Annotated in this window: 18 protein-coding genes; 8 read left to right on the forward strand and 10 right to left on the reverse strand. The window is 70.6% G+C overall.

Features of this window, described 5'->3' with window-relative positions; translation table 11 throughout:
- Window positions 1-2: 2 nt before the first annotated feature.
- Complete coding sequence (locus K8Z49_RS32845; protein WP_412516025.1) at window positions 3-2,744, reverse strand: helix-turn-helix transcriptional regulator; 2,742 nt, start codon at window positions 2,742-2,744, stop codon at window positions 3-5.
- Between the two features lie 173 nt (window positions 2,745-2,917).
- On the opposite strand from K8Z49_RS32845, the gene K8Z49_RS32850 reads away from it, so the two are divergent.
- The gene (locus K8Z49_RS32850; protein WP_412516026.1) at window positions 2,918-4,093 is read left to right on the forward strand and encodes a CaiB/BaiF CoA transferase family protein; all 1,176 of its coding nucleotides are present in this window, start codon (window positions 2,918-2,920) and stop codon (window positions 4,091-4,093) included.
- On the opposite strand, the gene K8Z49_RS32855 is transcribed toward K8Z49_RS32850, so the two are convergent.
- Entirely contained in the window at window positions 4,081-4,467 is a 387-nt protein-coding gene (locus tag K8Z49_RS32855; RefSeq protein ID WP_412516027.1) for a winged helix-turn-helix transcriptional regulator, read from the reverse strand. The two genes, K8Z49_RS32850 and K8Z49_RS32855, sit on opposite strands and share 13 nt — an antisense overlap.
- Before the next feature lie 80 nt (window positions 4,468-4,547).
- On the opposite strand from K8Z49_RS32855, the gene K8Z49_RS32860 reads away from it, so the two are divergent.
- Both K8Z49_RS32860 and K8Z49_RS32865 read left to right on the forward strand, forming a co-directional pair.
- On the forward strand, window positions 4,548-4,958 hold the full coding sequence (locus K8Z49_RS32860; protein WP_075021159.1) for a RidA family protein: 411 nt from the start codon (window positions 4,548-4,550) through the stop codon (window positions 4,956-4,958).
- Window positions 4,959-5,120: 162 nt separating this feature from the next.
- Window positions 5,121-8,018, forward strand: coding sequence for a DUF4132 domain-containing protein (locus K8Z49_RS32865; RefSeq protein WP_412516028.1), 2,898 nt, complete (start codon window positions 5,121-5,123; stop codon window positions 8,016-8,018).
- Window positions 8,019-8,066: 48 nt separating this feature from the next.
- On the opposite strand, the gene K8Z49_RS32870 is transcribed toward K8Z49_RS32865, so the two are convergent.
- The 8 genes from K8Z49_RS32870 to K8Z49_RS32905 form a co-directional block, all read right to left on the reverse strand.
- A complete protein-coding gene (locus tag K8Z49_RS32870; protein WP_075021350.1) occupies window positions 8,067-9,053 on the reverse strand; it encodes an MBL fold metallo-hydrolase in 987 nt (328 codons plus the stop codon).
- Window positions 9,054-9,237: 184 nt separating this feature from the next.
- Window positions 9,238-10,197 (reverse strand): hypothetical protein, encoded by a 960-nt coding sequence (locus K8Z49_RS32875; RefSeq protein ID WP_021592585.1) that lies wholly within the window; start codon window positions 10,195-10,197, stop codon window positions 9,238-9,240.
- Window positions 10,198-10,237: 40 nt separating this feature from the next.
- Window positions 10,238-11,749: an APC family permease gene (locus K8Z49_RS32880; RefSeq protein ID WP_412516029.1), complete on the reverse strand. Its 1,512-nt coding sequence runs from the start codon at window positions 11,747-11,749 to the stop codon at window positions 10,238-10,240.
- 242 nt (window positions 11,750-11,991) lie between these two features.
- Window positions 11,992-12,765 carry an IclR family transcriptional regulator gene (locus K8Z49_RS32885; protein ID WP_161790979.1) on the reverse strand — a complete coding sequence of 258 codons (774 nt, stop codon included), beginning with the start codon at window positions 12,763-12,765 and terminating at the stop codon, window positions 11,992-11,994.
- Between the two features lie 71 nt (window positions 12,766-12,836).
- A complete protein-coding gene (locus tag K8Z49_RS32890) occupies window positions 12,837-14,600 on the reverse strand; it encodes an IlvD/Edd family dehydratase (RefSeq protein ID WP_021592582.1) in 1,764 nt (587 codons plus the stop codon).
- Window positions 14,597-16,306 carry a phytoene desaturase family protein gene (locus K8Z49_RS32895; RefSeq protein WP_412516030.1) on the reverse strand — a complete coding sequence of 570 codons (1,710 nt, stop codon included), beginning with the start codon at window positions 16,304-16,306 and terminating at the stop codon, window positions 14,597-14,599. The genes K8Z49_RS32890 and K8Z49_RS32895 overlap by 4 nt, the downstream gene beginning before the upstream one ends.
- 4 nt (window positions 16,307-16,310) lie before the next feature.
- A complete protein-coding gene (locus tag K8Z49_RS32900; protein ID WP_021592580.1) occupies window positions 16,311-16,628 on the reverse strand; it encodes a hypothetical protein in 318 nt (105 codons plus the stop codon).
- 4 nt (window positions 16,629-16,632) lie between these two features.
- The gene (locus tag K8Z49_RS32905; RefSeq protein WP_412516031.1) at window positions 16,633-18,069 is read right to left on the reverse strand and encodes an aminobutyraldehyde dehydrogenase; all 1,437 of its coding nucleotides are present in this window, start codon (window positions 18,067-18,069) and stop codon (window positions 16,633-16,635) included.
- A 301-nt stretch (window positions 18,070-18,370) separates the two neighbouring features.
- Between K8Z49_RS32905 and K8Z49_RS32910 the strand changes: the two genes are divergently transcribed.
- The 5 genes from K8Z49_RS32910 to K8Z49_RS32930 all read left to right on the forward strand — a co-directional run bounded on the left by K8Z49_RS32910 (window position 18,371) and on the right by K8Z49_RS32930 (window position 24,693).
- Window positions 18,371-21,097, forward strand: a complete 2,727-nt coding sequence (locus K8Z49_RS32910) for a helix-turn-helix transcriptional regulator (RefSeq protein WP_412516032.1) — start codon at window positions 18,371-18,373, stop codon at window positions 21,095-21,097.
- Window positions 21,098-21,257: 160 nt separating this feature from the next.
- Window positions 21,258-21,626, forward strand: coding sequence for a YciI family protein (locus tag K8Z49_RS32915; RefSeq protein WP_021592577.1), 369 nt, complete (start codon window positions 21,258-21,260; stop codon window positions 21,624-21,626).
- Window positions 21,627-21,713: 87 nt separating this feature from the next.
- Entirely contained in the window at window positions 21,714-23,075 is a 1,362-nt protein-coding gene (locus K8Z49_RS32920; protein WP_021592576.1) for an MFS transporter, read from the forward strand.
- The gene (locus K8Z49_RS32925) at window positions 23,072-23,932 is read left to right on the forward strand and encodes an alpha/beta fold hydrolase (RefSeq protein WP_021592575.1); all 861 of its coding nucleotides are present in this window, start codon (window positions 23,072-23,074) and stop codon (window positions 23,930-23,932) included. The genes K8Z49_RS32920 and K8Z49_RS32925 overlap by 4 nt, the downstream gene beginning before the upstream one ends.
- Window positions 23,933-23,982: 50 nt before the next feature.
- Entirely contained in the window at window positions 23,983-24,693 is a 711-nt protein-coding gene (locus K8Z49_RS32930; protein ID WP_412516033.1) for an alpha/beta hydrolase, read from the forward strand.
- Window positions 24,694-24,735 lie beyond the last annotated feature (42 nt).

The following is a 24,735-nucleotide window of genomic DNA, read 5'->3' on the forward strand; positions in this document are numbered from 1 at the left end:
GCCTACACGTTGCCGCCGGCCATGGACATCCCCTCGACGAGATCGCGCAGCTGAGAGCGCGCCGTGACGCCGAGCTTCGGGAAGACGCGGTACAGATGGGAGCTGACCGTACGCGGTGAAAGGTAGAGCCTTTCTCCGATCTCGCGGTTCGTCAGGCCCTGCGCCGCCAGCCGGATGATCCGCTGCTGCTGCGGTGACAGGTCCGCCAGCGCGTCGGGCAGGGGCGGGACGACGTCCATACCCGCGGCCCGCAACTCGGCCTCCGCGCGCTCGGCCCACGGGCGCGCTCCCAGATGCCGGAAGCGCTCCAATGCCGCGGCGAGCATCGGGCGTGCGTCGCTGATGCGCCGCCGGCGCCGCAGCCACTCCGCGTAATCGAGAAGCGTTTCCGCGCGCTCGAAGGGCCACTGCTCGACCGGCTCCGCGAGGGCCTGCCGGAAGTGCGCCTCGGCACGGTCCGGATCGGCCAGCAAGGCCCGTGCGCGGCTGATCAACGCCGTCAGACGCGGCGAGGAGGCCGGGCCGAGGGTGCCGGCCAATTGCTCGACGATGCTCGTGGCTTCGGTGCGATGACCGCTGCGGGCGGCGGCCGCGGCGAGATCGGCGACGGCCGCGCAGGACGCGTGGTAGTGCACAGGCTCGCCGCCGGAGTCGAAGACCAGCCGGAACTGCTCGTAAGCCGTCTCGTGGTCGCCGTCGGCGAGGGCGGCGGCTCCCAGGCCGCGCCGCGCGTAGACCGCGACCGATCGGCTGTCCGAAGGATCGATCAGTTTGAGCGCCTCGTCGGCGCGGGCGCGTGCCTCCGCCGTGCGCCCCCGCAGAGCCAGCACCATGGCGTCGACCGCCGAGGCGCACGCCGCGGCATGATCGAGGCCGGTCTCCGCCGCGATGGCGGCGACCTCGGCGCACACCGCGTGAGCCTGTGTCCAGTTGCCGTGATCGAGATAGGCGAGCGCCGCGGCGCAGCCCAGCCCGTTCGGCAGGGGACTGCGGTTCGACCACTGGTCGAGGGCCGCGTCGAAGGAGCGGACGGCCAGGGGCGTCTCGTCGAGCATCCAGGCGACGATCGCCAGCATGGTCAGCCGGTCGGGCCGGCCGCCCCACTCGGAGAGGAGCCGGGGCAGCTCGTCGAGCGCGTCCGCCCTGGCGGCGAACGGATCCGCGACCACCGTCACCCAGACCCGCAGCGGTTCCTCGTCCCCGGACCCCGCCCTGACGGACCGCAGGATCCGCCGGATCTCGCGACGCTCGTCCTCAAGCCCCGAGTAGAAGCGGACCACGGCGGCGCCGGAGAGGAGTTCCAGCGCGGTGGCCGGATCCGTGCCGGCCGCCGCTCGCGCGTTGCGGGCGAGCAGCGAGAACGCCGCCGAGTGACGCTGCGTGAGAGCCATCAGCCGGCCGACCTGCAGTGAGGCGGACAGCCGGACCGCCGGGTCGGTGGTGAGCGCACCGGTCTTGGCCGCGAGTTCCTCGACCCAGTCGAGCCGCCCGGTGAACACGGCGGCCTCGGCGGCCGCGACCAGCCGCCGCGCGGCGTCCTCGCGTACCGGGGATAGCTCCGCCGCGCGTTCGAGCGCCGTCGCGGCCGCCGCGTAGCCGCCACGGCTCCGGGCGCGGTCGGCCGTCCGCTCCAGCGCGGCCGCCACCTCGGCGTCCTGATGGAGCGTGGCGGCGGCCAGATGCCAGGCGCGCCGGTCCGGCTCGTCCCGCAGCGCCGCGGCGAGCGTCAGATGGACGTCGCGCCGGGCGTCGAAAGGCGCGACGTTGTACACGGCCGACCGGATCAGCGGGTGGTGGAACCGGATCCGCCGGTCGATCTGCCGCACCAGCCCGGCGTCCTGTGCCGGCGACCATGCCTCGTCATCGGTGTCGGGCAGAGCCATGGCCACGCCGGATGCGGGGTCCGCGTCGTCGGCCGCGGCCAGCAGCAGGAGCGAGCGCCGGGTGGCCTCCGGCAGCCCCGCCAAGGCTCTGGCGAAGATGCGTTCGAGCCGCTCGGTGAGCGGCAGCGGGCCCGCCAGTGCCGCATCCAGGCCGACGCGGTCCGACGCGGCGGCTCTCGCCAGCTCCACCAGCGCGAGCGGATTACCGCCGGCCTGCTGGAGGATCCGCCTCCGCAGCCGCCCGGACGGTTCGCCTGGTTGTGCGTCGAGCAATCGACCGGCCGCGGCCTCGTCGAGAGGGTCCAGCTCCAGCACCCGGTCAGTGTCGAACCCGGGCAGCGGGCTCCCGCCGCGGGTGCCGACGATCACGGTGACGGGCTCCATGTCCAGCCGTCGTGCGGCGAAGGCCATGGCGTCGAGCGAAGCGCCGTCGATCCACTGCGCGTCGTCCGCCGCGATCAAGACCGGAGCCCGGTCGGCGAGGTCGGACAACAGTGTCAGAACGGCGACGCCCACGAGCATCGGATCGAACCGCTCCGGGGCGGGTCCGAGTCCGACGGCACCCAGCAGCGCGGCCCGTTGACGGCCGGGCAGCCTGCCGGCGTCGCCCAGGAACGGCCGCAGAAGCTGGTGCAGACCCGCGAACGCCAGGTTTGCCTCTGATTCGCTGCCCGTGCAGCGCAGCACCTGGACACCCGCCGCCCGGGCATGCCCCGCCACGGTCTTCAACAAGGTGCTCTTGCCCGCCCCGGGGACACCGGTGAGCATCACGAGCCGGTCACCCGCCGGCGCACGGTCCACCGCGTCGACCAAGAACGCGAGCTCGGCGTCCCGGCCGATGATCGCCTGATCGAGCGACATCTCTGCCGGCGCGCTGCGGTGTCGGTGGATGTGGTGGCGCACGAGGCCTCCAACAATTTGCGGGTGTATTCGATCCTAGCCCGTCACTTCGTGCGCCAAGATGCAGTCACGTGACGGATAGCGCAGCACAGACCGGGCGACGCACCATTGTTATGCCCATCGGGAGGACATCCGTGCTCGCAGGAATCACCGTCATCAGCTTCACCCATTTCCTCCAAGGCCCTTCGGCCACGCAGTTCCTCGCGGATCTGGGTGCGGACGTCATCAAGGTCGAGCCCGTCACCGGCGCCTTCGAACGGAGCTGGTCGGGCCCCGACGCATACCTGCACGGCCACAGCGTCTTCCATCTGCTCGGCAACCGGAACCAGCGCAGCATCGCCGTGAACCTGCGCTCCGACGGGGGAGCCGAGGCCGCGCGCCGCCTGGTCGCCCGTGCCGACGTGCTCGTCGAGAGCTACCGGCCGGGCGCCATGGACCGTCTGGGGCTGGGCCCCGCGCAGATCAGGGCGCTGAATCCGGGCATCGTCCACGCATCGCTCACGGGCTACGGCGGAAGCGGCCCCTACCGTGACCGACCGGGCCAGGACGTGCTGCTGCAAGCCCTGTCCGGCCTCGCCTCCCTCAACGGCCCGGCCGAGGCCCCGCCCATTCCCGTCGGCGCGTCGATCGTGGACCAGCACGCCGCCGCCATCGCCGCCGTCGGCATCCTCGGGGCGCTGTTCGACCGTGCCCGCACCGGCGACGGCCACAGGGTGGAGAGCGACCTCCTCAGCGCCGCACTCGACCTCCAGATCGAGCCCCTCAGCTACCACCTCAACGGCTTCGGCCAGGACCGGGAACCGACCGGGGTCTCCTCACCTTTCTACAAGGCCCCTTACGGTGTGTTCGCGACGGCCGACGGCCATGTCTGCCTGTCGCTGACCTCGACGGGCAAACTCGCGGAGATCTTCGAAGACCCTTGGTTCGCCGCCATTCCGCAATCCGAGGAGTTCTCCCGGCGGACGGAGATCAACGCGCGGGTGGCCTTTCATATCTCGTCCAGAACCACCGGGAACTGGCTGGCGAGATTCACCGAACTGTCGGTGTGGCATGCCCCGGTGCAGACCCATGCCGATGTCGAGAAGGACCCCCAAATCGCGCACAACGAGTCGATCATGACGATCGACCACCCCACCGCGGGCACCGTCCGCCTGCCGGCTCACCCCGTCCGCTACGACGGGGAGCGGGTCCCCGTGCGCATGCCTCCACCCGCCCTCGGGGAGCACACCCGCCAGGTCCTCGCCGAGGTCGGCTACGACGACGGGGCCATCGACGGCCTCATCGCGGAAGGAGCCGTTCACGCCGGATGACCGAAGTCGTCGTCGAAGCGCGCCCGCGCGGCTTCGATCGCCGGCATCTGGGAGGCGGCCCATTCCAGGAGGACGTCGACGGGGCGTCGCAATGTCTTGCCGAGCGGGGTGATCCGGTACTCGACGGCGACCGGGCGTGTGCCGAGCAGCACCCGTTCGACGATGCCGTTGCGTTCAAGCCGTCGCAGTGTGGCGGTGAGCGATTTCTGAGACACAGCAGGGATTGCGCGGCGCATCTCGTTGAAACGGTGCGGGCGTTCGCACAGGGCGTTGAGCACCTGCAACGACCACTTGTCGAGGACCTGGTCGAGCAGTTCGCGGTGCGGCGCACTGATCGTCAACTCGGGGGCGTTGCCGGGGGCGGTATCCGCCATGGCACCTCGTTTCGTTGAAGTTACCTGAGACTACCAAGTATCAAAGAGATACCTTCGTTTCCCGATCCGAGGAGATCTCCGTGGCCGTCCACCGCTTCAGTCCCGCGGGCCTGCTCCAGCCCGTCCCCTACCACCATGTCGCCGTCGCCACCGGTCTGCGGCAGGTCCACGTCAGCGGCCAGGTCGCCCGCCTCGGCGACGGCGCGCATGTCGCACCGGACGACCTCGCCGGACAGGTCGCCCAGGCGCTGCGCAACACCGCGACCGGCCTCGCCGGAGCGGGAGCGACGTTCTCCGACGTCGTGCGGCTGACCTTCTATGTCACCCGCTGGACACCAGGGAAGATCACCGACTTCATGGCCGGCGTCGAGGAGGTCGCCGAGGAGATCGGGCTGCCGCGGCCCATGCCGCCCGCGTCGCTGATCGGTGTCGAGGTCCTCTTCGAGCCGGACGTGCTCGTGGAGGTCGAGGCGACGGCCGTCATCGAGTGATCAACCCCGCGTGCGACGAACACACCCACCCGCGCGAGCGCCGTTCCATGCTCGCCGGATTCTGTCGGGAGACGGCACTACTTTCTCCACATGCCCCAGAACGAGGATCTTCTCGTCATCCCTGACGATTGGCGCGCCGCACTCCATCCACGTCGCGGTGGGATGTCCGGGCCTTCGCTCGAACTCGACACCGACGCCGCCTCCACTGCTCAGCAGTGGGTGAAGGAGACGCGCGACGAGATCGACCGTGTGCTCGACGACCCGCAGAGCCGGGGAGACCTGGTCGGGGCAGCCCGCGCGTACTTGCGGGGCGAGGCGGACCCCCAGGGCGCCGCCGTGATCGCGGCCGTCCTCGCCGCGGAATGGCCGCTACGGGACGGCTACGAGTACGGCGAGGAACCGTTCGCCACCTTCGCGGACGCGTGGATCGCCGAGCACGGCCTGGTGTTCGCCGCCGCGGCCACGGTCGGGCTCAGCGGCGTGTTCGTCGACGGTTACGGCTGGCGGGAGCGGAAGGACGGGCGCCATCTCCGGCTCCGCCGCCTGGACAAGCAGGACCCCGGCTACAACCATGGTCTGGATTGCCTCGAACGGGTCGCGGCCCGCGTTCGCGCCTTTCTCGCGGCCGCCGACGAGTCGGAGTACGAGCGGGCCGTCGACGTCCTGGGCGACCGCCGCCATGACGGCATGCGACGCCTGGCCGCCGCGTACCTGGTGCCGACGCAGACCGCGTGGGTCGACGAACTCTGCGCCACCCTGCCCCGCCTGCAGCCGCACACCTGGATGATGGTGCTGCGCACGATGGGGTCGGCCGGCCAGCTCGCCACGCTGCTCGCCAGGCAGAGCGGGTGGTCCTGGCTCAACGGCAGGCCGGGCGTGCTCCCCACGGCCGTCGACGGCGTCGGTCCGGCGCTGGCCTCGACACTGGCCACCGTCGCCGAGGAAGAGACCGAGATCGGACGCGACCCGTACGAGCTGCTGCGGGGAATCGGTGTGCTGGCGACGGACGAGGCGTTCCGGCTTCTAGTGGACCGCCTTGACCGGCCGCACGTGCACAAGGCCGTGATCGAGACGGCTCGCCACCACCCCCGGCGGGCGCTGCGGCTGCTCGGCGAGGCGGCCGTGTCGGGCCCCGCGCCGATCTCCTCCTACGCCGTCCGGCTGCTCCGCGACCACGTCGCGGCCCGTCCCGGCATCACCGCCGTCGTCGTGCCGCGCCTGTCCGCGGCGGCCCGCGACGTCGTCGAGTCGATCGGCGAGTCGGCCGCCGGCTGGGCGCCGGAGGCCGCGGCGGAGTCCCTGCCGCGGCTGCTGGTCGAGCCGCCGTGGACGCGCGAGCGTCCCAAGTTCAGGCGGGTGACCGTCAAGGGACTCCAGCCGCTGCCCGCCCAGCCGGGAGAGCCGGAAGGGCGGGCAGAGATCCGTGCCCTCATTCCCACCGCGCTGGGGAAGACCGGCCCGCGGCGTTACAAGGCGGAGGCCGCCCTTCGGCGCATCGCCGGGGCCGAAGGCGACGGGGAAGTCCTTGACGTGGCCGGTGAGTACGGCGCCAAGGCCGCGAAGGCGGCCGAGGTGCTGCTCGCCACCGACCCCCTGGACGACCTTCCGCCGGAGATGCCGCGGCGGCCGGTATGGCCGGATCCGTACATCCTCCCCCAAGTGCTTCTCAGAGAGAACGGCCGGGCACTTCCCGCCGACGCGGTCGACCACATCGTCACCATGCTCTCCGTCTCGAAGCCGGGCAAGCCGTACGCGGGCATCGACGTCGTCAGGGAGATCTGCACCCCCGCCTCCCTCGCCGCACTCGCCTGGCGCCTGTTCGAGTCGTCGGGCCTGCGCGAGCGGAGCTACCTCGAGGAAGAGACCGAGTGGGTGCTGACGGCCTTGGGCCTGTTCGGCGACGACGAGACGGTGCGCAGGTTCACGCCGGTGATCCAGGCCTGGCCGGGCGAAGGCGGCCACGGCAAGGCGGTCAGGGGCCTGGACGTCCTGCTCGCGATCGGCAGCGATGTGGCGCTGATGCACCTCCACGACACGGCCACCAAGGTCAAGTACAAGGGCCTCAGAAGGAAGGCGCAGGAGCGGATCGACGTCCTGGCCGAGGAGCTCGGGCTGAGCCCCGGACAGCTGGGCGACCGGCTCGTCCCCGACTTCGGGCTGGACGAGAGGGGCGAGATGTTCCTCGACTACGGCCCGCGCGGCTTCACCGCGGGCTTCGACGAGCGGCTCAGGCCGTACATCGTCGACGACAAGGGTCAGCGGCGCGCCGGCCTTCCCACGCCGGGCGTCCGCGACCACCAGGAGCTGGCCCCGGCCGCCCGCCGGCGGTTCGCCGCCCTGAAGAAGGACGTCCGGTCCGTGGCCGACGAACGGCTCCGTCGCTTCGAACGAGCCATGGTCGCGCAGCACCGGTGGAGCGTCCAGGACTTCCGGACTCTCATCGTCGAGCATCCACTGGTGCGGCACATCGCCCGGCGGCTGGTGTGGATCACCGAGGAGGGCCGCGCGTTCCGCGTCGCCGAGGACCGGTCGTTCGCCGACCTTCAGGACGACGAGCTGCCCCTGCCCGAGACGGCCCGGGTGGGGGTGGCCCATCCGCTCCACCTGGCCGGCGACCTGGAGACGTGGGCCGAGGTGTTCGACGCCTACGAGATCAACCAGCCCTTCCCGCAGCTTCACCGCCCCACGTACGCGCTGACCGAGGACGAGCGCGGGGGCACCGAGCTGGGACGCTTCCACGACGTCACGGTGCCGGTCGGCAGACTGGTCGGCATGGAGCGGCGCGGCTGGCAGCGGGGCAGCGCCGAGGACAACGGCATCCAGCCCGGTGTCCTCCGCGAACTGCCCGGTGGCCGAGCCGTCGTCATCAGCGTTGATCCGGGCATCGTGGTCGGTGACATCGGCTTCTGGCCCGAGCAGCGAATCGACCGTGTCTGGCTCACCCTGGGCGCCGACCTCGGCCGGCGAGTCGAGCCCCGGCCCCTGCCGTTCTCCGAACTGGACCCGATCACCGCCTCCGAAGTCCTCGCCGACCTCGTCGAACTGACGACCACCCGGTAAGGACCTGCGTGATCCCTTGCAAGACTTGGCGGGTGGCGAACTGAACAGTCAGGATCCGCTCTGCTGATGCTGTTCGGGCAGGTGGCTTTCCGGGTGCACCCACAGCAAGACGTTGCCAGGCCGCCCGCCCTTCGCCTCCTCCCACTCCCGGTGGAAGAACGCCAGAATCTGCCGGTCCGAGTAGCGCAGGCTGAAGTGGGTCAGGACGAACAGGGTCTGCGGATGAGCCTCGATCACGGGCCTGAGCCGACTCCACACGGTGTGCCCGATCCGGTTCGCGCGGTCCAATTCGGCGTCGTCCAGGAAGGTGCACTCGGTGATGACGACCGGATATTCGAAGAGCCATGGATTTCGCTCGAACACGTTCACATGGGTATCGCCGAGGAACGCGAACAGCGGCCGGTCGACCACACGGTCGACCTCGACACCATCCTTGCGGTACCGGGCCATCATCCGCCCGAATTCCCCGCCCCGCCCTTCTTCTCCCAGCGACCGTCGCAACTCGTCGAATTCCGGGAGCAGAGCCTTGCGCCGCTCCGAAAACGCGTAACCCACACAGGGCACCTTGTGTTCGCACTCCACCACCCGCACGTGGTGCCCGCGGCGTCCGAAGACGAACTCATCGCCCTGCCGCACACCATGCAGGCGGTGACCCGTCGCCAACGCCGGGTCGAAGCCCGGCCCATGGTTCAGTTCGGCGGACGCGCGCAGGTAGGACTCCGCGTAGGTCACCGCCTCAGCGGGCAGGTAGATGTCCGTCCCGGACGCCTTGGACGCCAGGAAATCGAGATCCTTGGAGTGATCATGGTGGGTGTGGGTCAGGAAGACCGTGTCCACCTGCCGCCCTTCACACAGCCCCGCGTCAAGGCTGCACCGCAGCTCGGGGATGTGAAAGAAGGTCTTGTCGTTCGCGCGAGAGTAGCCGGTGAGCGTCAGCTCGGCACCGGGAATCCGCCACGTCTTCCACTGCCTGAAGGGGTGCCCCCGCTCCAACAACTCGGGGTACTCAGGCCGTTGCTCCGGAACCCGCATCATCCAGGGCGTCTTTCCATGAGAAGTGGGGGACGGCGCTTAACCCATCGCGATTAAACGTCCGCGACCCGAGATCCTAATGGCCGACTCGGCCTCCAGCATCCCGATTTCCAGCCGGCCGGTGATTCAGGCCGTTGAATTCGGGGGGAGGCCGCGCGTGGCCTCCCCCCGTGTCCGCCGCCGAATCTTACGGAACGGGTTCCGGCATGACGGCCTGGGGTGCCGGTGAGGCCAGCACCGTCGGGTCGACCGTCTCGGACAACTCGGTCAGGATCGCGGCGTGCCGCACTTTGTGCCGGATCAGCATCTCGTGGTAAGCGGGGTCGGTGTAGCCGTTGTACATCACCGACTCCGACTCGCCGGGCTCGATCTTGAAGTACACCGGCGCCGCCACGGCCGCGATCTCGGCCGCCTCCCAGAGCCGGTTCATCCCGCCGAAGGAGTCGAAGGTCAGGGCCCACACGTCGAGCGGGATGCGCACCTGCGAGCGGATCGCGGCGAGCATCGGCAGCGACAGGTCGCCGACCGGGTTGACGCTGTCGGCGCCCAGCCGCTCCAGGATCCGCACCGAGGCCGGGTTGGCGTGGCCCGCGTACACCGAGACCTTGAAGAACGCGTCCGGCGGGAGATCGCCGGCCTCGCGGGCGTGGTGCAGCACGTCCAGCACCCCCTCGTCGACGACGAGGACCCCGCGCAGGCCCACCGAGAAGATCCGTAGGTAGTCGTCGAGCAGGCGCCGCAGGTTGTCGGCCCCGCGGACGCGCTTCCCCGTGGTGACGCCCTCCTCGGTCAGCGCCTGCCGCCCGCTGTCCCAGCCCGATCGCGGCCCCGGGCAGGCGACCACCTCGATGTCGTGCTCCGCGGCCAGTTGCGCGAACGCCTTCAATTCGCCGCGGTCGAGCAGCGTGGCGCCCCCGCCGAAGGAGACGATGCGGTGGATGTGCACCCCGTGCCGCGCGGACTCGGCGATCAGCACCTCCAGGGTGGACAGCCGCTCGACTCCGGAGATCTCCAGGCGGTAGTCCCCGCCGTCGCCGAACCGCAGTGGGGAGCGGGTGCGCCCGTAGTCGTCGGACTCGGGCAGCCCCTGCGCGCGCAGCAGGCCGGCCCCGTTCGTCCGGTTCTCGGGTCGGGCTGGATTGTTCATCGGGCGTCTATCCCCTTCAGTTCGGTTTCTCGTGCCGCTGTCAGACAACGGTTTCGGTCAGCGCGGCGCGCAGCCGGTGGTACTTGTCCGGCGACCGGCGCCGCAGCAGCAGCCCGCCGGCGATTCCGGCCAGCAGGGACAGGAAGGTCAGCGCCACGAACGCGAAGGCCGCCCAGCCGCCGACGCCGAGCAGGACGTCGAGGCTGTCCAGCGTCAGGTAGAGCAGGGTCAGCAGCCCGGCGGTGGCGAGGACGGGCGCGACGAGGGTGTGCCAGAGGCGGCGGTCGACCCTCGTCCGGCGGAAGTAGAAGAAGATCGCGAGGGAGGCGATCGTCTGCGACAGGATCACCCCGATCGCGCCGACGCCGGTCATCCAGGTGAACAGCGTGGCGAACGGGTCCAGCCCGAAAACCGCGAACGCTCCGACCACCAGCGCGGCGATGCCGGTCTGGACGATGCAGGCGACGTACGGCGTCTGCTTGGCGCGGCGGGTGTGGCCGAGCGCGGACCAGAGCACGTTCTGCCTGCCGAGGGAGAACAGGTAGCGCGCGACGTTGTTGTGGAACGTGACGATCGCGGCGAAGATCGCGGTCAGGATCAGGATGTGGAAGATCCCGGTGGCCCACGAGCCGAGGATCGTGTTGCTGACCGCGAAGATGAAGTCGCCGGACTCCTTCTGCGCGACGCCCACCACGGACTGCGGGCCGACCGCGTTCACGACCAGCCAGGACGCCACCGCGTACAGCAGGCCCATGAACACCACCGCGACGTAGGTCGCGCGGGGCACCGTGCGCCTGGGGTCGCGGGCCTCCTCGCCGTAGATCGCGCTGCCCTCGAAGCCGATGAAGGAGGCGTGCGCGAACATCAGCGAGATGCCCAGCCCGGCCGAGACCGTGGTCGTGGGGCTGAACGGCTCGAACGTCACCGCGGTGCCGGACCGGACGAGGTCCACGCAGATGGCGCCGGACAGCACGATGATCATGATCGTCTCGCACGACATGAGCACGCCGAGCACGCGGGCGCCGGTGTGCACCCCGTGCACGCCGAGCGCGAGGCAGGCCGCCATCGCGGCCAGGGCGAACAGCCACCACGGGACGTTCACGCCGGTCGCCGAGTGCGTCAGGTCCGCGGCGTAGTAGCCGAAGCCGCCGTAGAGCCCTACCTGGATCGCGTTGTAGGCCCAGATGGCCAGCGAGGCCGAGCCCAGGCCGAACGGCCGTCCGAGGCCCAGGGTCACGTAGGCGTAGAAGGCTCCGGCGTTGGTGATGTGCCTGCTCATCGCGACGTAGCCGACGGCGAACAGCAGCAGGATCGCGGCCGCGAGCACGAACGCGCCCGACAGCCCCACCCCGTTGCCCGCCCCGATCATGATCGGGAACAGTGCGATGACGACGGTCAGCGGCGACGCCGCGGCGATGATGTAGAAGACGATGCTGCTCGTGCCGAGGGTGTTCCTGCGCAGGCCGTGATTACCCCGGCCCGCGCCGGCCGGCACGGGGACGTCGCGGTCGGCCGGGGTCGGGGGGACGGAAAGGTCTTTGCCAGTGTCCATTGGTCGGTCCGATTCTGCTCGGGCCCATCCGCCCTTCGGGTGGGCCGGCGATTTTCGTGACTCCGGAGAACTTCCGTGGCGATGACGAGACCGCCCCCGCGGCCGCCACCTTTCATTCAGTGAAATCTAATTACATTGACTTTTGCGCGCGATGCGCGACGTGCGCGAAATACGAGGTCATTGGCTTCGGTCGAGAGTTTTCCGCGGACCCGGATCAGGTCACGGCGGCGAGTCCGGCCCGCTCAGGCGCCGGTGCGCAGCCTCCGGGCCAGTTCGAGCGAGGCCGAGTGCACGGCCTCGCCCGCCGAGTCGAGGGTCTTGTCGTCCAGCCGATGGGACAGGAAGCTGACGCTGAGCGCCATCTGCGGCAGTCCGGGCTGGGTGGGCACGGCCGAGGCCACGCAGGTGAGGTCTTCGGCGGCCTCTTCGGCGTCGATCGCGTAACCCCGTTCCCTCGCGGCGAGCACGTCCCGTTCCACCGCGTCGGGGTCGGTCAGGGTGTGCTTCGTGTGGGCATGCAGGATGCCCCGGCGCAAGAGCGCGCGGCGTTCCGCTTCGCTCATCACGCTGAGCATCGCCTTGCCCAGGGCCGAGGCGTGCCAGGGGTCGACCTGGCCGATCTCGTTCAGCTTCCGCACCGTGCGCGAGCTGTGCAGGACCTCGACGATGACGACCTGGTCGCCGTAGCGGATGGCGAGGTTGACCGTCTCGTTGAACCGTTCGAGCAGGGTCGTCATCACCGGCAGCGACTCGCCGCGCGGAACCGCGCTGGACGGCACCCGGTGCCCCATCCGGAAGATCTCCCAGCCGAGCCGGTACCGGGTGTCGTTCACCCGTTCCACGAAGTTCTCGGAGACGAGGCTGTGCAGGTAACGCAGCACGGTCGGCTCGCTCAGGCCCACGTCGCGGGCTATCTCGGTGAGGCTTCCCTCGCCGCGGACCTCGAGCGCGCGCAGCACCCTGGCCGTCCGGACGACGCCCTCGAGCGGCTTCTTCGACTGGCGTTCCGGCTGCACCGGCAGCACTTTACCAGGGGCCTCGGCCGTACTTCCCACTTCCTCGGTAAGCCCTTTATCCATCACCTCTCTCACCAGCCTCCTATCCATCCCGACAGCATTCCCTGCGGTTCTTCGCCGGGGTTCTCCGATCGCCCCCGCAGGAAATCGAAATCGCATCCTTGATCGGCTTGCAGAACGTGTTCGACATAGAGCGCGCCATAACCGCGGGTGAATGCGGGCGCGGGTGGCGCCGATTCCCGCCGCCGGCGGGCGAGTTCGGTCTCCGGCACCTGGAGATCGAGCCGGCCGGCCCTCGCGTCGAGGGCGATCGGGTCGCCGTCGCGCACGAGCGCGAGCGGCCCGCCGGCGGCGGACTCCGGCGCGACGTGCAGGACGGTCGTGCCGAACGCGGTGCCGCTCATCCGCGCGTCGGAGACCCGCACCATGTCGCGGACCCCCGCGCGCAGCAACCTCGCCGGGATGGGCAGCTGCCCCCATTCGGGCATGCCCGGCCCGCCGCGCGGACCGGCGTTGCGCAGCACCAGCACCGAGTCCGCGGTGACGTCGAGGTCCGGGTCGTCGATCCGGGCCGCGAGGTCGGTCATGCCGTCGAACACCACCGCCGGGCCGGTGTGCCGGAGCAGCTCGGGGCTCGCGGCGCTGCACTTCACGACCGCGCCGCCGGGAGCCAGCGAACCGCGCACGACCGCCAGGCCGCCCGGCGGCTGGTACGGCCGGTCGAGCGGCGCGATGACGTCCTCGCCGCCGTACCGCGCAGGGTCCCCATCGCCGCCGTACCGCGCGACGTTCTCGCCGATCGTGCGGCCGTTGACCGTCAGGGCGTCCAGTGCGAGCAGCGGACGCAGCTCGCGCAGCACCGCCGGGATCCCGCCCGCGTGGAACAGGTCCTCCACCAGGTGCTCGCCCGCGGGGCGGACGTCGACCAGCAGCGGGGTCCGTTCCGACAGCTCGTGGAAGCGGTCGAGCGTGAGCGCGACGCCGGCGCGCCCGGCCAGCGCGAGCAGGTGGACGACGGCGTTCGTCGATCCGCCGACCGCGAGCAGCGTGGTGATCGCGTTGTCGAACGCGCCGGGAGTCAGGATCCGCGACGGGCGCGTGCCCTCGCGGGCCAGCGCGACCGCCCGGCGGCCGGACGCCTCGGCGAGCTGGTACCGGCGCGCGTCCGTCGCCGGGATCGCGGCCGAGCCCGGCAGGCTCATCCCGAGCGCCTCGACGATCGAGGCCATCGTCGAGGCCGTCCCCATCTCCGGGCAGTGCCCCGGCGAGGGCGCGGAGGCCGCCTCGAGCTCCTCGTACTCGTCCATGCTCATCAGCCCGGCGCGCACGTCGTCGACATGGCGCCACAGGTCCGTGCCGACGCCGTGGCGGCGGCCGCGGAAGACGGCCGGATTGGCCGGCCCGCCCGTCACCATGACCGCCGGCACGTCCGCGCTCGCCGCGCCCATCAGCTGCGCGGGTACCGTCTTGTCGCAGCCGGCGAGCAGCACCGTCGCGTCGATCGGGTTGGCGCGCAGGGATTCCTCGACGTCCATCGACATCAGATTGCGGTAGAGCATCGCGGTCGGCTTCATCAGCTGCTCGCCCAGCGACATCGTCGGGAACTCCAGCGGCACGCCGCCTTCCTGCAGCACGCCGCGCTTGACCGCGTCCACCAGCCCGCGCAGGTGCACGTTGCAGTTGACCAGCTCCGACCACGAGTTGCAGATGCCGATGACCGGCCGCCCTTCGAAGGCCGCGCGGCCGATGCCCGTCGCGCGCAGGGCGCTGCGGTGCACGAACCCGGGCACGTCCTGCCCGCCGAACCAGCGGGCGCTGCGCAGCGGCGCGTTCATCGCCGCGTCCTGGCGGCCGCGCGGGTGATCTTCCGCAGCAGCGGCTGGCGGGCGACCTGGTAGCTCAGCGCGCGTCCCGCGCGGGTCGCGGTGATCCGGTCGAGCACGTTCTCATGGGGCCGTTTCCCGCGCCTGCGGCGTGCCGCCGCCCGCGCGACGCCGAGGTCGGCGAGCGCCGCCGAGGCGGCGTTGTGCCCGCTGGCCCCCATGACGCCGCCGCCGGGATGCGTCCCCGCGCCGCAGAGGTAGTAGTTCTCCACCGGAGTCCGGTAGTCCTTGAGCGCGTCCAGCGGCCTGCTGCTGAACAGCTGGTCGAGCAGCATGCCGCCGTGGAAGATGTTCCCGCCCGTGATCAGGTACTCGCGTTCCAGGTCCTGCGGCGTGATCACGACCCGGTCGAGGATGTGGCCGCGCAGGTTGGGCGCGTAGGCGAACAGGTCCTCCAGCACGGCGTCGGCCCAGGACTCCTTGACCTCGTCCCAGGTCGTGCCCGCGAGCTCGAACGACAGCTGCTGGACGCCGAGCGTCATCGTGTGCTTCCCGGGCGGGGCCAGGCCCGGGTCGGTGACGCTCTGGATGACCGCCTCGATCACGTAGTGCTCGGGGAAGGTGCCCTGCCGCTGGGCCACCGCGGCGGCCTCGAACAGCTCGCGGGACGCGCCGAGCAGCTGGTGCCCGTGGTGCTGCGGCCCCGGCTCCGCCGAGTCGAACCCGAGGTACTGCGGCAGCTCGTCGATCAACAGGTGGATCCGCGCCATCGATCCCTTGCTGTCCAGGTTCTCGATCTGCGTGCGCAGTCCGGGGTCGAGGTGCTTGTCCGGCAGGAGGGTGAGCAGCGAACGCTGCGGATCGGCGTTGGACAGCACCTGCCCCGCCTCGATGAGCTCGCCGGACGCGAGCCGGACGCCGACCGCCACGCCGCGCTCGACGATCACGGTGTCGACCGGCGCGCCCAGCCTGATCTCCGCCCCGTGATGGCGCGCGGCGGCGGCGAGCGCGGCGGAGATGCCGCCCATCCCGCCGCGCACCATGCCGAACTGGCCGAAGCGCCCCTGGAACTCGCCCCACGAGTGGTGGCCCCACACGTAGCTGGTGCCCGGCGTCGACGGGCCGCCCCAGATCGACACCATGCCGAAGAAGGTCAGGAAGCTCTTGATCCGCTCGTCCTCGAAATAGCGGTCCAGCAGATCCCTGACCGACAGAAGGGTGAACTCGTCGAACAACTCCTGCTCGCCCGCCTTCTCGAAGGCCGCGAGCACTTCGGAACGCGCGGGCGGCGATTCGAGCAGCCACGGCACCACGAAGCCGGCGAACTTCTGCATCCGGAGCCCGAATTCGACGAACCGCTTCGCGTCGCCCTTGTTGAGGCGCTCGAACTCGCGCAGCGTGCGGTCCATGTCGGGCCACATGAAAACGTGCTCGCCGTCGGGGAAGAGGCAGAACGACAGTGCCTCGCCCTGGTAGAGCTCCAGGCCGAACCGCTCCAGCTCCAGCTCCTCGATGATCTCGGGCCGCAGCAGCCCGGCGATGAACGCGCACGACGACCAGCGCGAACCGGGGATGAGCTCCTCGGTGACGCAGGCGCCGCCGACGACGTCCCGCGCTTCGAGCACCAGCACCCTGCGTCCGGCGCGCGCCAGGTAATTGGCGGCGACGAGCCCGTTGTGGCCGGCGCCGATCACGACGGCGTCATAGCTTTCGGCCATTTCCTCAGCCTTTTCGTACGTCATCGAGGGTCATGGTCAGGTGTGTGCTCACGCTCTCGGTGTCCACGAGCTCGGAGAACCGGGCGAGCACGGGCTCGAACGAGGGATGGGTGTCGCGCAGCGACTCCCATTCGGCCCAGTCGCGCACCCCCATCACCTCGACGACGCGCGGTGGCTCGCCGGTTTCGAGGAACACCTCGAATCGTTCGACGACGTCGTGAGCGAGGCAGGTCGGACGGTCGAGGTCGGCGGAGAACCGCGCGAACTCCTGGACGTCGACGCCCCGGCGGAGGCGGAAGGTGTTGATGGCGAAGACGGTCATGTCATCACTCGCCCAGGTTGACCATGACGTGCTTGAGCTCGGTGTACTCGTCGAGCGAGTAGATCGACATGTCGTTGCCGTGCCCCGACTCCTTGAACCCGCCGTGCGGCATCTCCGGGACCACCGGCAGGTGGTCGTTGATCCAGACGGTGCCGAACTGCAGGTCGCGCGAGAGCCGGAGCGCGCGGGCGACGTCCGAGGTGAACACCGACGCGGCGAGGCCGTACTTGATGTCGTTGGCCAGCGCGGCCACGTCGTCCCCGTCGCCGAACCTCGTGATCGTGACGACGGGGCCGAAGATCTCCTCCTGGACGGCCTCGTCCCGCTGCCGCGCCCCCAGGAGCAGCGTGGGCGCGACGAAGGACCCGGTGTCCGGGCGTCCGCTCCGGACCAGGTCGATGTGGCCGGTCTCCCCGGCACGCCGCACGAAGCCCTCGACCCGCTCCTGGTGCGCGGCCGTGATGACCGGGCCCATGGTGGTCGCCTCGTCCGCCGGGTCGCCGACGACGAGCGCGTTCATCTCGGCGGTGAGCCCGGCGACGACCTCGTCGTGCACGGACTCGTGGAGGTACAGCCGCGAGGCCGCCATGCAGTCCTGGCCGGAGTTGCAGAAGGCGCCCTCGGCGATCTTCGAGACGGCCAGGTCCACGTCGGCGTCGGGGAACACCAGCACGGGCGCCTTGCCGCCCAGCTCCAGGTGCAACCGCTTGAGGTTGCTGTCAGCAGAGGCGTGCAGCAGCCGCCTGCCGGTACGGGTGGACCCGGTGAGCGAGGACATCCGCACCAGGTCGTGGTCGACCAGCCGGGCCCCGACCGAACCGTCGCCGGTCACGATGCCGAGCACGCCCGGCGGCAGGTGCTCGGCCGCCAGCCGGGCGAACCGGAGCGCGGTCAGCGGGGTGTGCTCCGAAGGCTTGAGCACGAGGGTGTTGCCGGTCATCAGCGCCGGGCAGATCTTCCAGATCGCCATGAGCAGCGGGTAGTTCCACGGCGCGACCGACCCGATGACGCCCAGCGGGTCGCGGCGCAGGAAGCTCGTGTGCCCGGACACGTACTCGCCCGCGGCGCGCCCCTCCAGCAGCCGCGCGGCCCCGGCGAAGAACCGGAGATGATCGACGATCATCTCCACCTCCTCCTCCGCCAGCGCCATCGGCTTCCCGACGTTGCGCGACTCCAGCAGGGCGAACCCGGCCGCGTCCCGCTCGAGGTCGTCGGCGATCCGCAGCAGCGCGCGGGCCCGCTCGCCCGGCGTCGTGCGGGCCCAGCCCGGGAACGCCGCGGCCGCCGCCTCGACCATGCGGTCCACGTCCTCCGCCGAACTGCGGGGGATCTCGGCGAGCTGAGCGTTCGAGGCCGGGTTGACGACGGGGTCGGTCAGGTCGCTCGTGGCTCGATGCCAGGTGCCGGCGGCTTCGGCGAGGCCCACATCGACGATGCTCATTCCGCGATCCTCTCGCTTGGATTACACTGAATGAAATCCTCATTCACTGAATGGAGTGCCAGAATAGGCACGCGGTCGCAGGCCGTCAATGCACGTCGTCCACCGGCCCCACCACCGCGGGCCGCGCCGCATCGCATCCGTGCGGCCGGCTCGCGTCGGATCCGCGGGCCTGGACGTTGCGGTGCCGGAAGGCCGGCTCCGCCGCCCGCCGCCCCGGAGCTCCTTATTGGACAGATGTCGGGCGGAGCCGACATCACCGGCGACACCAAGGTCGCTGTACTGGCCTGGTTAGGGTGGCCGCATGTCGCTGGTGGGAAGGGACGTCGAGCAAACCCGCATTCGACGCCTGCTGGCAGATGCGCGCGACGGACGCAGCGGTGCGCTGGGGCTGCGGGGCGCAGCCGGAATCGGGAAATCGGTCCTTCTCGACCACGCTGTGTCGATCGCCGAAGCCGGAGGCGGCATGCACGTGGTCCGCGCGGCAGGGGTCGAGTCCGACTCCGAGCTGGCGTACGGCGGCCTGCACCAGCTCTTGTTTCCTCACTTGGATCGCTTGGACGCCCTCCCCGTCCCCCAGGCCACGGCACTGCGTTGCGCCTTCGGCCTGGCCGAGGGGGACGAGGCCAACCGGTTCCTGATCTCCGCCGGCGCCCTGTCGTTGCTCGCCGATCTGGCCGAGGACGCCCCGCTGCTGTGCGTGGTCGACGACCTGCAATGGCTCGACCAGGGTTCCGTAGAGGCGCTGTTGTTCGCGGCCCGCCGCTTCGTGGCCGACCCGATCGCGGTGCTGTTCGCGGTGCGCGAGACATTCGTGCCGTTCGAGATCTCAGGCGTCGAGGTCATTGATCTGGCCGGCCTCGCCGCATCCGATGCCGCCCGGCTGCTCGACGACCACGCACCGGACCTCATCGAACCGGTGCGGACCCGGGTCCTCGCGGAGTCCGGCGGCAATCCCCTGGCGATCATTGAGCTCGGGTCGTCGCGGCTCGCGGCTCGCGATGCCGACGAGTCCGATCCGGCCGAGCAGGTCCGCCCGCTGCCGGTGACCCGCCGCGTGCAGGAGGCGTTCCGCCGCCAGATCGTGGAACTTCCCGATCCCACCCAGCGCGCCCTTCTGGTGGTGGCAGCCGACACCGCGGCGCCCCTGGCGACGATCCTGCGCGTGATCGAATCCCTCGGCGGCACCCCCGGCGACCTGGCGCCCGCCGAACGCGAACGGCTGGTCTGGATCGACAGCCGGATAACGTTCCGCCACCCCCTGGTGCGGGCGGCCGCCTTCCAGGACGCGCCGCTGCACCGGCGGATCGAGGTACATCGCGCGTACGCCGAGGCGCTGCGCGCGGACGCCGATGCCGACCGCCGGGCCTGGCACCTCGCCGCCGCCACCACCGCCCCCGACGAGGCGGTGGCGGCCGAACTCGAACGCGCGGCGGAGCGGGCCTGGCACCGAGGCGGCGCGATGGCGGTGTCCGCCGCCTACGAACGCGCCGGCCGGCTCAGCGCCGACCGGGAACTGAAGGCCCGGCGTATCGCCCGGGCCAGCCACGCCGCGTTCGACGCCGGCAAGGCCGACCGCGCCGCCCGGCTGGCGGCCGAAGCGCTCTCGCTCACCACCGACCCCGGCATCCGGGCCGACGCCATCTACACCCGTGGCGCCGTGGAGTACGAACGCACCTCGCCGCGGGCCGATGCGGAGCTGACGATCGAGGCCGCCGCGTTCATGCGCGACATCGATCCGGAGCGCGCCGCGCTCACGCTCTTCGAGGCCGCGCACGCCGCCCGGCACGGAGCGGCGCACGACCTCCTGCAGCGTGCGGCGGATCTGATGCGCGGGTTCACCCCGCCGGAGCGGTGGGCACCTGTCGTCGCCGCCCTTGCCGGGTGGGCGGAGCTCTTCGCCGGACGCCCGGAGCTGGCCCTCGGCCCGATGCGCGATCTCCACACCGCCACCCGCGGCGGCGGGAACGACCTGATGCGTCGCATCACGGCCGGGTTCGGCGGGCTCATGATCGCGGACGACGACGGCGTCATCGCCGGGACCGAGGACATGCTGGCCGAGGTGCGGGCCACCGGGGCGCTGGGGTGGGTCCCGTACACCCTGAACGTGCTCGCCGTGGCGCGGCTGTTCCGCGGCGAATTCGCGGACGCCCGCGCGTGCGTGGCGGAAGGCGCGTCCGTGAGCGACGAACTCGGGAACACGACCGAGAGCCTGGCACACCGATCGGTGGAGGTGTGGTTGCACGCCGTGTCGGGTGACGCGGCACGCTGTCGATCTCTTGCCGACGACGTGCTCCCGCGAGCCCGAGCCCGGCATCGGGTCAACGCCGAGATCGCGGCCTGGGGGCTCGGCATGCTCGATCTTTCCGCCCGGCGGTTCGGGGAGGCCTTGGACAGGCTGGAGCAAGTGTCCCGGGGGCCTGCGAGCCGCGACCTCCTGATCCGGGCGGTGCCGGATCTGGTGGAAGCGGCCGTGCGAAGCGGCCGGCCGGATCGCGCCCACGGACCACTGGCAACGTTCCTGCACTGGGCTGAGCACGTCGACCGCCCGGTGGCCACCGGGCTCGCACTACGCTGCCGGGCCTTGCTGGCCGATGACGGCGACGCCGACACGCAGTACGCCGAGGCGCTGCGGTTCCACGAACGGCACGGCGGCCCCTATGAGCGCGCCCGTACCCAGCTTGTCTACGGCGAGTGGCTGCGCCGCCGGCGCCGCCGGACCGAGGCCCGCGCCCATCTAGCGGCTGCGGTGTCCGCGTTCGACCGCCTCGGCGCGAGGCTCTGGGCCGAGCGCGCGCGCGGCGAACTGGCCGCCTTCGGCGAGCGGGACGATGAGCCTCCGCGCAGCGGCCCGCTCACCCTGTTGACCCCGCAAGAGCTGCAGGTCGTCAGGCTGGCCGCCGCCGGTCGCACGAACAAGGAGATCGCCGCACAGCTCTTCCTGAGCCCACGGACCGTCGGCCACCACCTCTACAAGGCGTACCCGAAACTAGGCGTCACCGGTCGCGCCGAACTGGCCGACCTCGTCTAGCCGGCGACCGGCGCCAGTCACCGGTTTCCCGGACACCGGTCACGATGACCGATGCGTCACCGCGGAGCCCCCGCCTAGCGTTTCCAGCGTTCAGACAGCGCTCGAATCTGTCCGTCCCAGAACGACCATCGAGAGCAACGCCCACGACGAGGGGACGACTATGACGAAGTACTTTCTGAGCCTCCCCCACGACTCCGCCGAGGAGCCGACGATGGAGGGCATGGACTCCGCGGAGCTTCAGGGGATGACGGCCGCGGTCGGTGCGTTCAACACCGCCCTTCAGGAGGCGGGCGCGTTCGTGTCCGCTGGAGGCCTGCACCCGCCGTCGAACGCGACCACGGTGGACTACTCCGGTGACAGCCCCGTACTCACACCAGGCCCGTTCGTCGAGGCCGATGAGCACCTCGGTGGCTTCTGGATCATCGAGGCCGAGAATGACGACGTCGCGATCGAATGGACCAAGCAGGTCTCGCGGGCGCTGGGAAGCAGGATCGAGGTACGCGCCCTCCAGGAGGAACCCGCTGCCTGACGACGGTCCGGCCGCACCGCGCCACGCGAGTCAATGACACCAGCACCCGCATCAACCCTCGCTCCACCTGCCCCGAAAGGGACCGTCATGACGCTCTCGTTCGACATCCGAAGGGTGCAGAGGAGAACCCTGATCCTCCTCATGGTGAGCCAGGTCGTCGGCAGCATCGCGGTCGCGCTCACCTTCGCCGTGAGCGGGATACTGGCGGCCGAGCTGGCCGGCTCCTCCGGCGCCGCCGGCCTGGCTCAGGCGACCCTGATCCTGGGTGCCGGGGCGGCCTCCTACCTGCTGGCGACATTGATGAACAGGAAGGGCAGGCGCGGTGGACTGGCTGCCGGCTACCTGATCGGCGCCATCGGCGCAGGAACGTGTGTCGTGGCCGCGACCACCGGGAGCTTCACTCTCCTGATCGCCGGCATGGGCGCGCTCGGTGCGTCATCGGCGTCGACGAACAGTTGCCGGTACGCGGTCACCGACCTCGCCCCGGAGGGCCGCCGCGCCACCACGCTGTCGATGGTGGTGTGGGTCGCCACGGTGGGTGCGGTGGTGGGGCCCCTGATGGTCGGCCCGGCCCGGGCCGTGTCCGCACGGCTCGGCCTGCACCCGCTGGCGGGGCCGCTGCTGGTCGACATGACCGGCGCACTCATCGCGGCACTGGTGATCTTCAGCCTGCTTCGACCCGACCCACTGATCGTCGCCCGAACCTTGGGTCGGACGGCCGGCCACCGAGCCGAACGCCACCAGGTGCGACCTCGGCGTCACGCCTCTCCACTCGGCCCGGGTATCGCAGCACTGATGCTCGCCAACGCCACCATGGTGGCCGTCATGGTGATGACGCCGCTGGAAATGCACCACCAAGGCGCCGCCCATACCGCCATAGGCGCCGCCCTCTCAGTCCACTTCCTCGGAATGTACGCGTTCGCCCCCCTGTCCGGCGCCCTGTCCGACAGAGCCGGAGTGCCAACGGCACTGGTCGTGGGAGGGGCCGTGCTGCTGGTCTCACTCGTGGTGCTGATCGGCTGGTTCGGGCAGAGCCCGTTCACGCATGGACTCGGCCTTTTCCTGGTCGGCCTCGGCTGGTCGGTGTGCACCGTGGCGGCCTCATCGCACATCGCCGCCTGCTCGATGGGCGACACCCGCGTCCAAGGCGCCGCCGACACCGCCATGACGGTCATGGCCGCGGCCGCGGCCGCGGTCGCAGGGCCGCTCATGGCGCTCTGGGGCTTCAACGGCCTGCTCGCGATGGCCGCGGTGCTGTCAATCGGGATCCTGCTGGCGGCGCACCGGATCCGACCCCCGCAAGGCATCACTCGCGGCGCCGGAGGGCTTGATCGCGAGAACACCGCATCTCCCGCTGCGCCGCGCAGCCGCCCGGTCTCTCCGGACCTCGGGCTTTCTGTACCGGCAAGAGGCGGCCATCCCACCACGACGGAAAGCGACGTCCCATGACCGAACAGATCCTGACGATCGACGGGATAGAGCTGTGCTACGAGGCGTTCGGCGACCCAGCCGATCCGACCGTGTTGTTGATCGCAGGTGGAGCACAGTCGATGATCTGGTGGGAGGACGACTTCTGTGGTCGCCTCGCCAAGGCGGGTCGCCACGTCGTGCGCTACGACCACCGCGACACCGGCCGGTCGACCGGCTCACCGCCTGGCCGGCCGTCGTACACCGCCCACGATCTGACCACCGACCCGCTGCGAATCCTGGACGCTCTGGGAGTGAGTCGGGCACACCTGGTCGGGCTGTCGATGGGAGGCGGCATCGCCCAGCGCATCGCCCTCGAACACCCCGAACGGGTGAGCACCTTGTGCCTGGCCTCGACCAGCCCCGCCGTCCCGGCCGAGCACGATCGTCGGCTCCCACCGCCGAGTCCGCAGGTGATGGCCACGTTCACCGACCCCGGACCCGGGCCCGACTGGACCGACCGTGACGCAGTGGTGGCCTATCGGGCCGAGGCCGAACGGCCGTACGCGGGAAGCCTCGGGTTCGACGAGCCGCACGTCCGGCGACTCGCCGCCCAGGAGGTCGATCGAACCCGGGACATGGCCGCCTCGATGACCAACCACTTCGTCCTCGACGACGACGCCCCGACCGGCGCCCGGCTCGACCAGATCACCGTCCCGACCCTGGTCCTGCACGGCACCGCCGACCCGATGCTACCGCTCGAGCATGGCCGAGCCCTCGCCGCCGAGATCCCAGGCGCGCAGCTGGTCTCCCTCCCCGGCGCCGGGCATCAACAACCGCCACGAGAACTCTGGGACCTGGCCATCGCGGCGATCGTCGAGCACACCGAACAAGGCTGAACTCGGATGGCGTTCTATCGATCTCACCGCAGCAAGAGAGGAAACGAGCCGTGAGTACATTCGCGCTCATCCACGGCGCCGGCGTCGGCGGAGGATGGTTCTGGCACCTCGTAGAAGCCGAACTCCGATCCCTCGGACACACCACTGCGGCCCCCACACTGTGGACCGGCGACGATTCGGCGACATTACACGACTACGCCGACGCCGTCGTCAACACAATCGACGTACAAGACGAGCTCTTCGTCGTCGCGCATTCGTTCGGCGGGTTCACCGCACCTCTGGTCGCCGAACGCCTTCCCACCGCCGGACTCATCTACGTCACCGCCATGATCCCCCGGCCCGGCGAGCCGCCGGCCGACTGGTGGGGCAACACGGGACATCCGGAGGCCGTCCGAATCCAGGCCGCCGAAGACGGTGGCCTCACCGGTTCCTCCGACCCATACGTGAGCTACTTCCACGACGTGCCCGAGCATCTGGCCGACCAGGTGTCGAATAGGGAACCGCCCCCGCCCTCCAGCTCCGCCTATTACGAGCCCTGGCCCCTCGACACCTATCCGACCACGCCAACGCGATACGTCCTCTGCACCGAGGACCGGCTATTCCCCGCAGCATTCCAGCGCCGACTTGTACGTGAGCGACTCGGAATCGTCCCCGACGAGATCGCGAGCGGCCACTGCCCCGCCCTCAGCCGTCCCGCAGAGCTCGCGGCGATGCTCGACACATTCACACGCGCCCGCACCGAAGCGTCCGGCATCGGCTGACCTGCTCGCTCGGACCACGAACCCGGCGCCGGCCTATGCCGA

The organism is Actinomadura madurae (assembly GCF_047130825.1).
GTDB lineage: Bacteria > Actinomycetota > Actinomycetes > Streptosporangiales > Streptosporangiaceae > Spirillospora > Spirillospora madurae.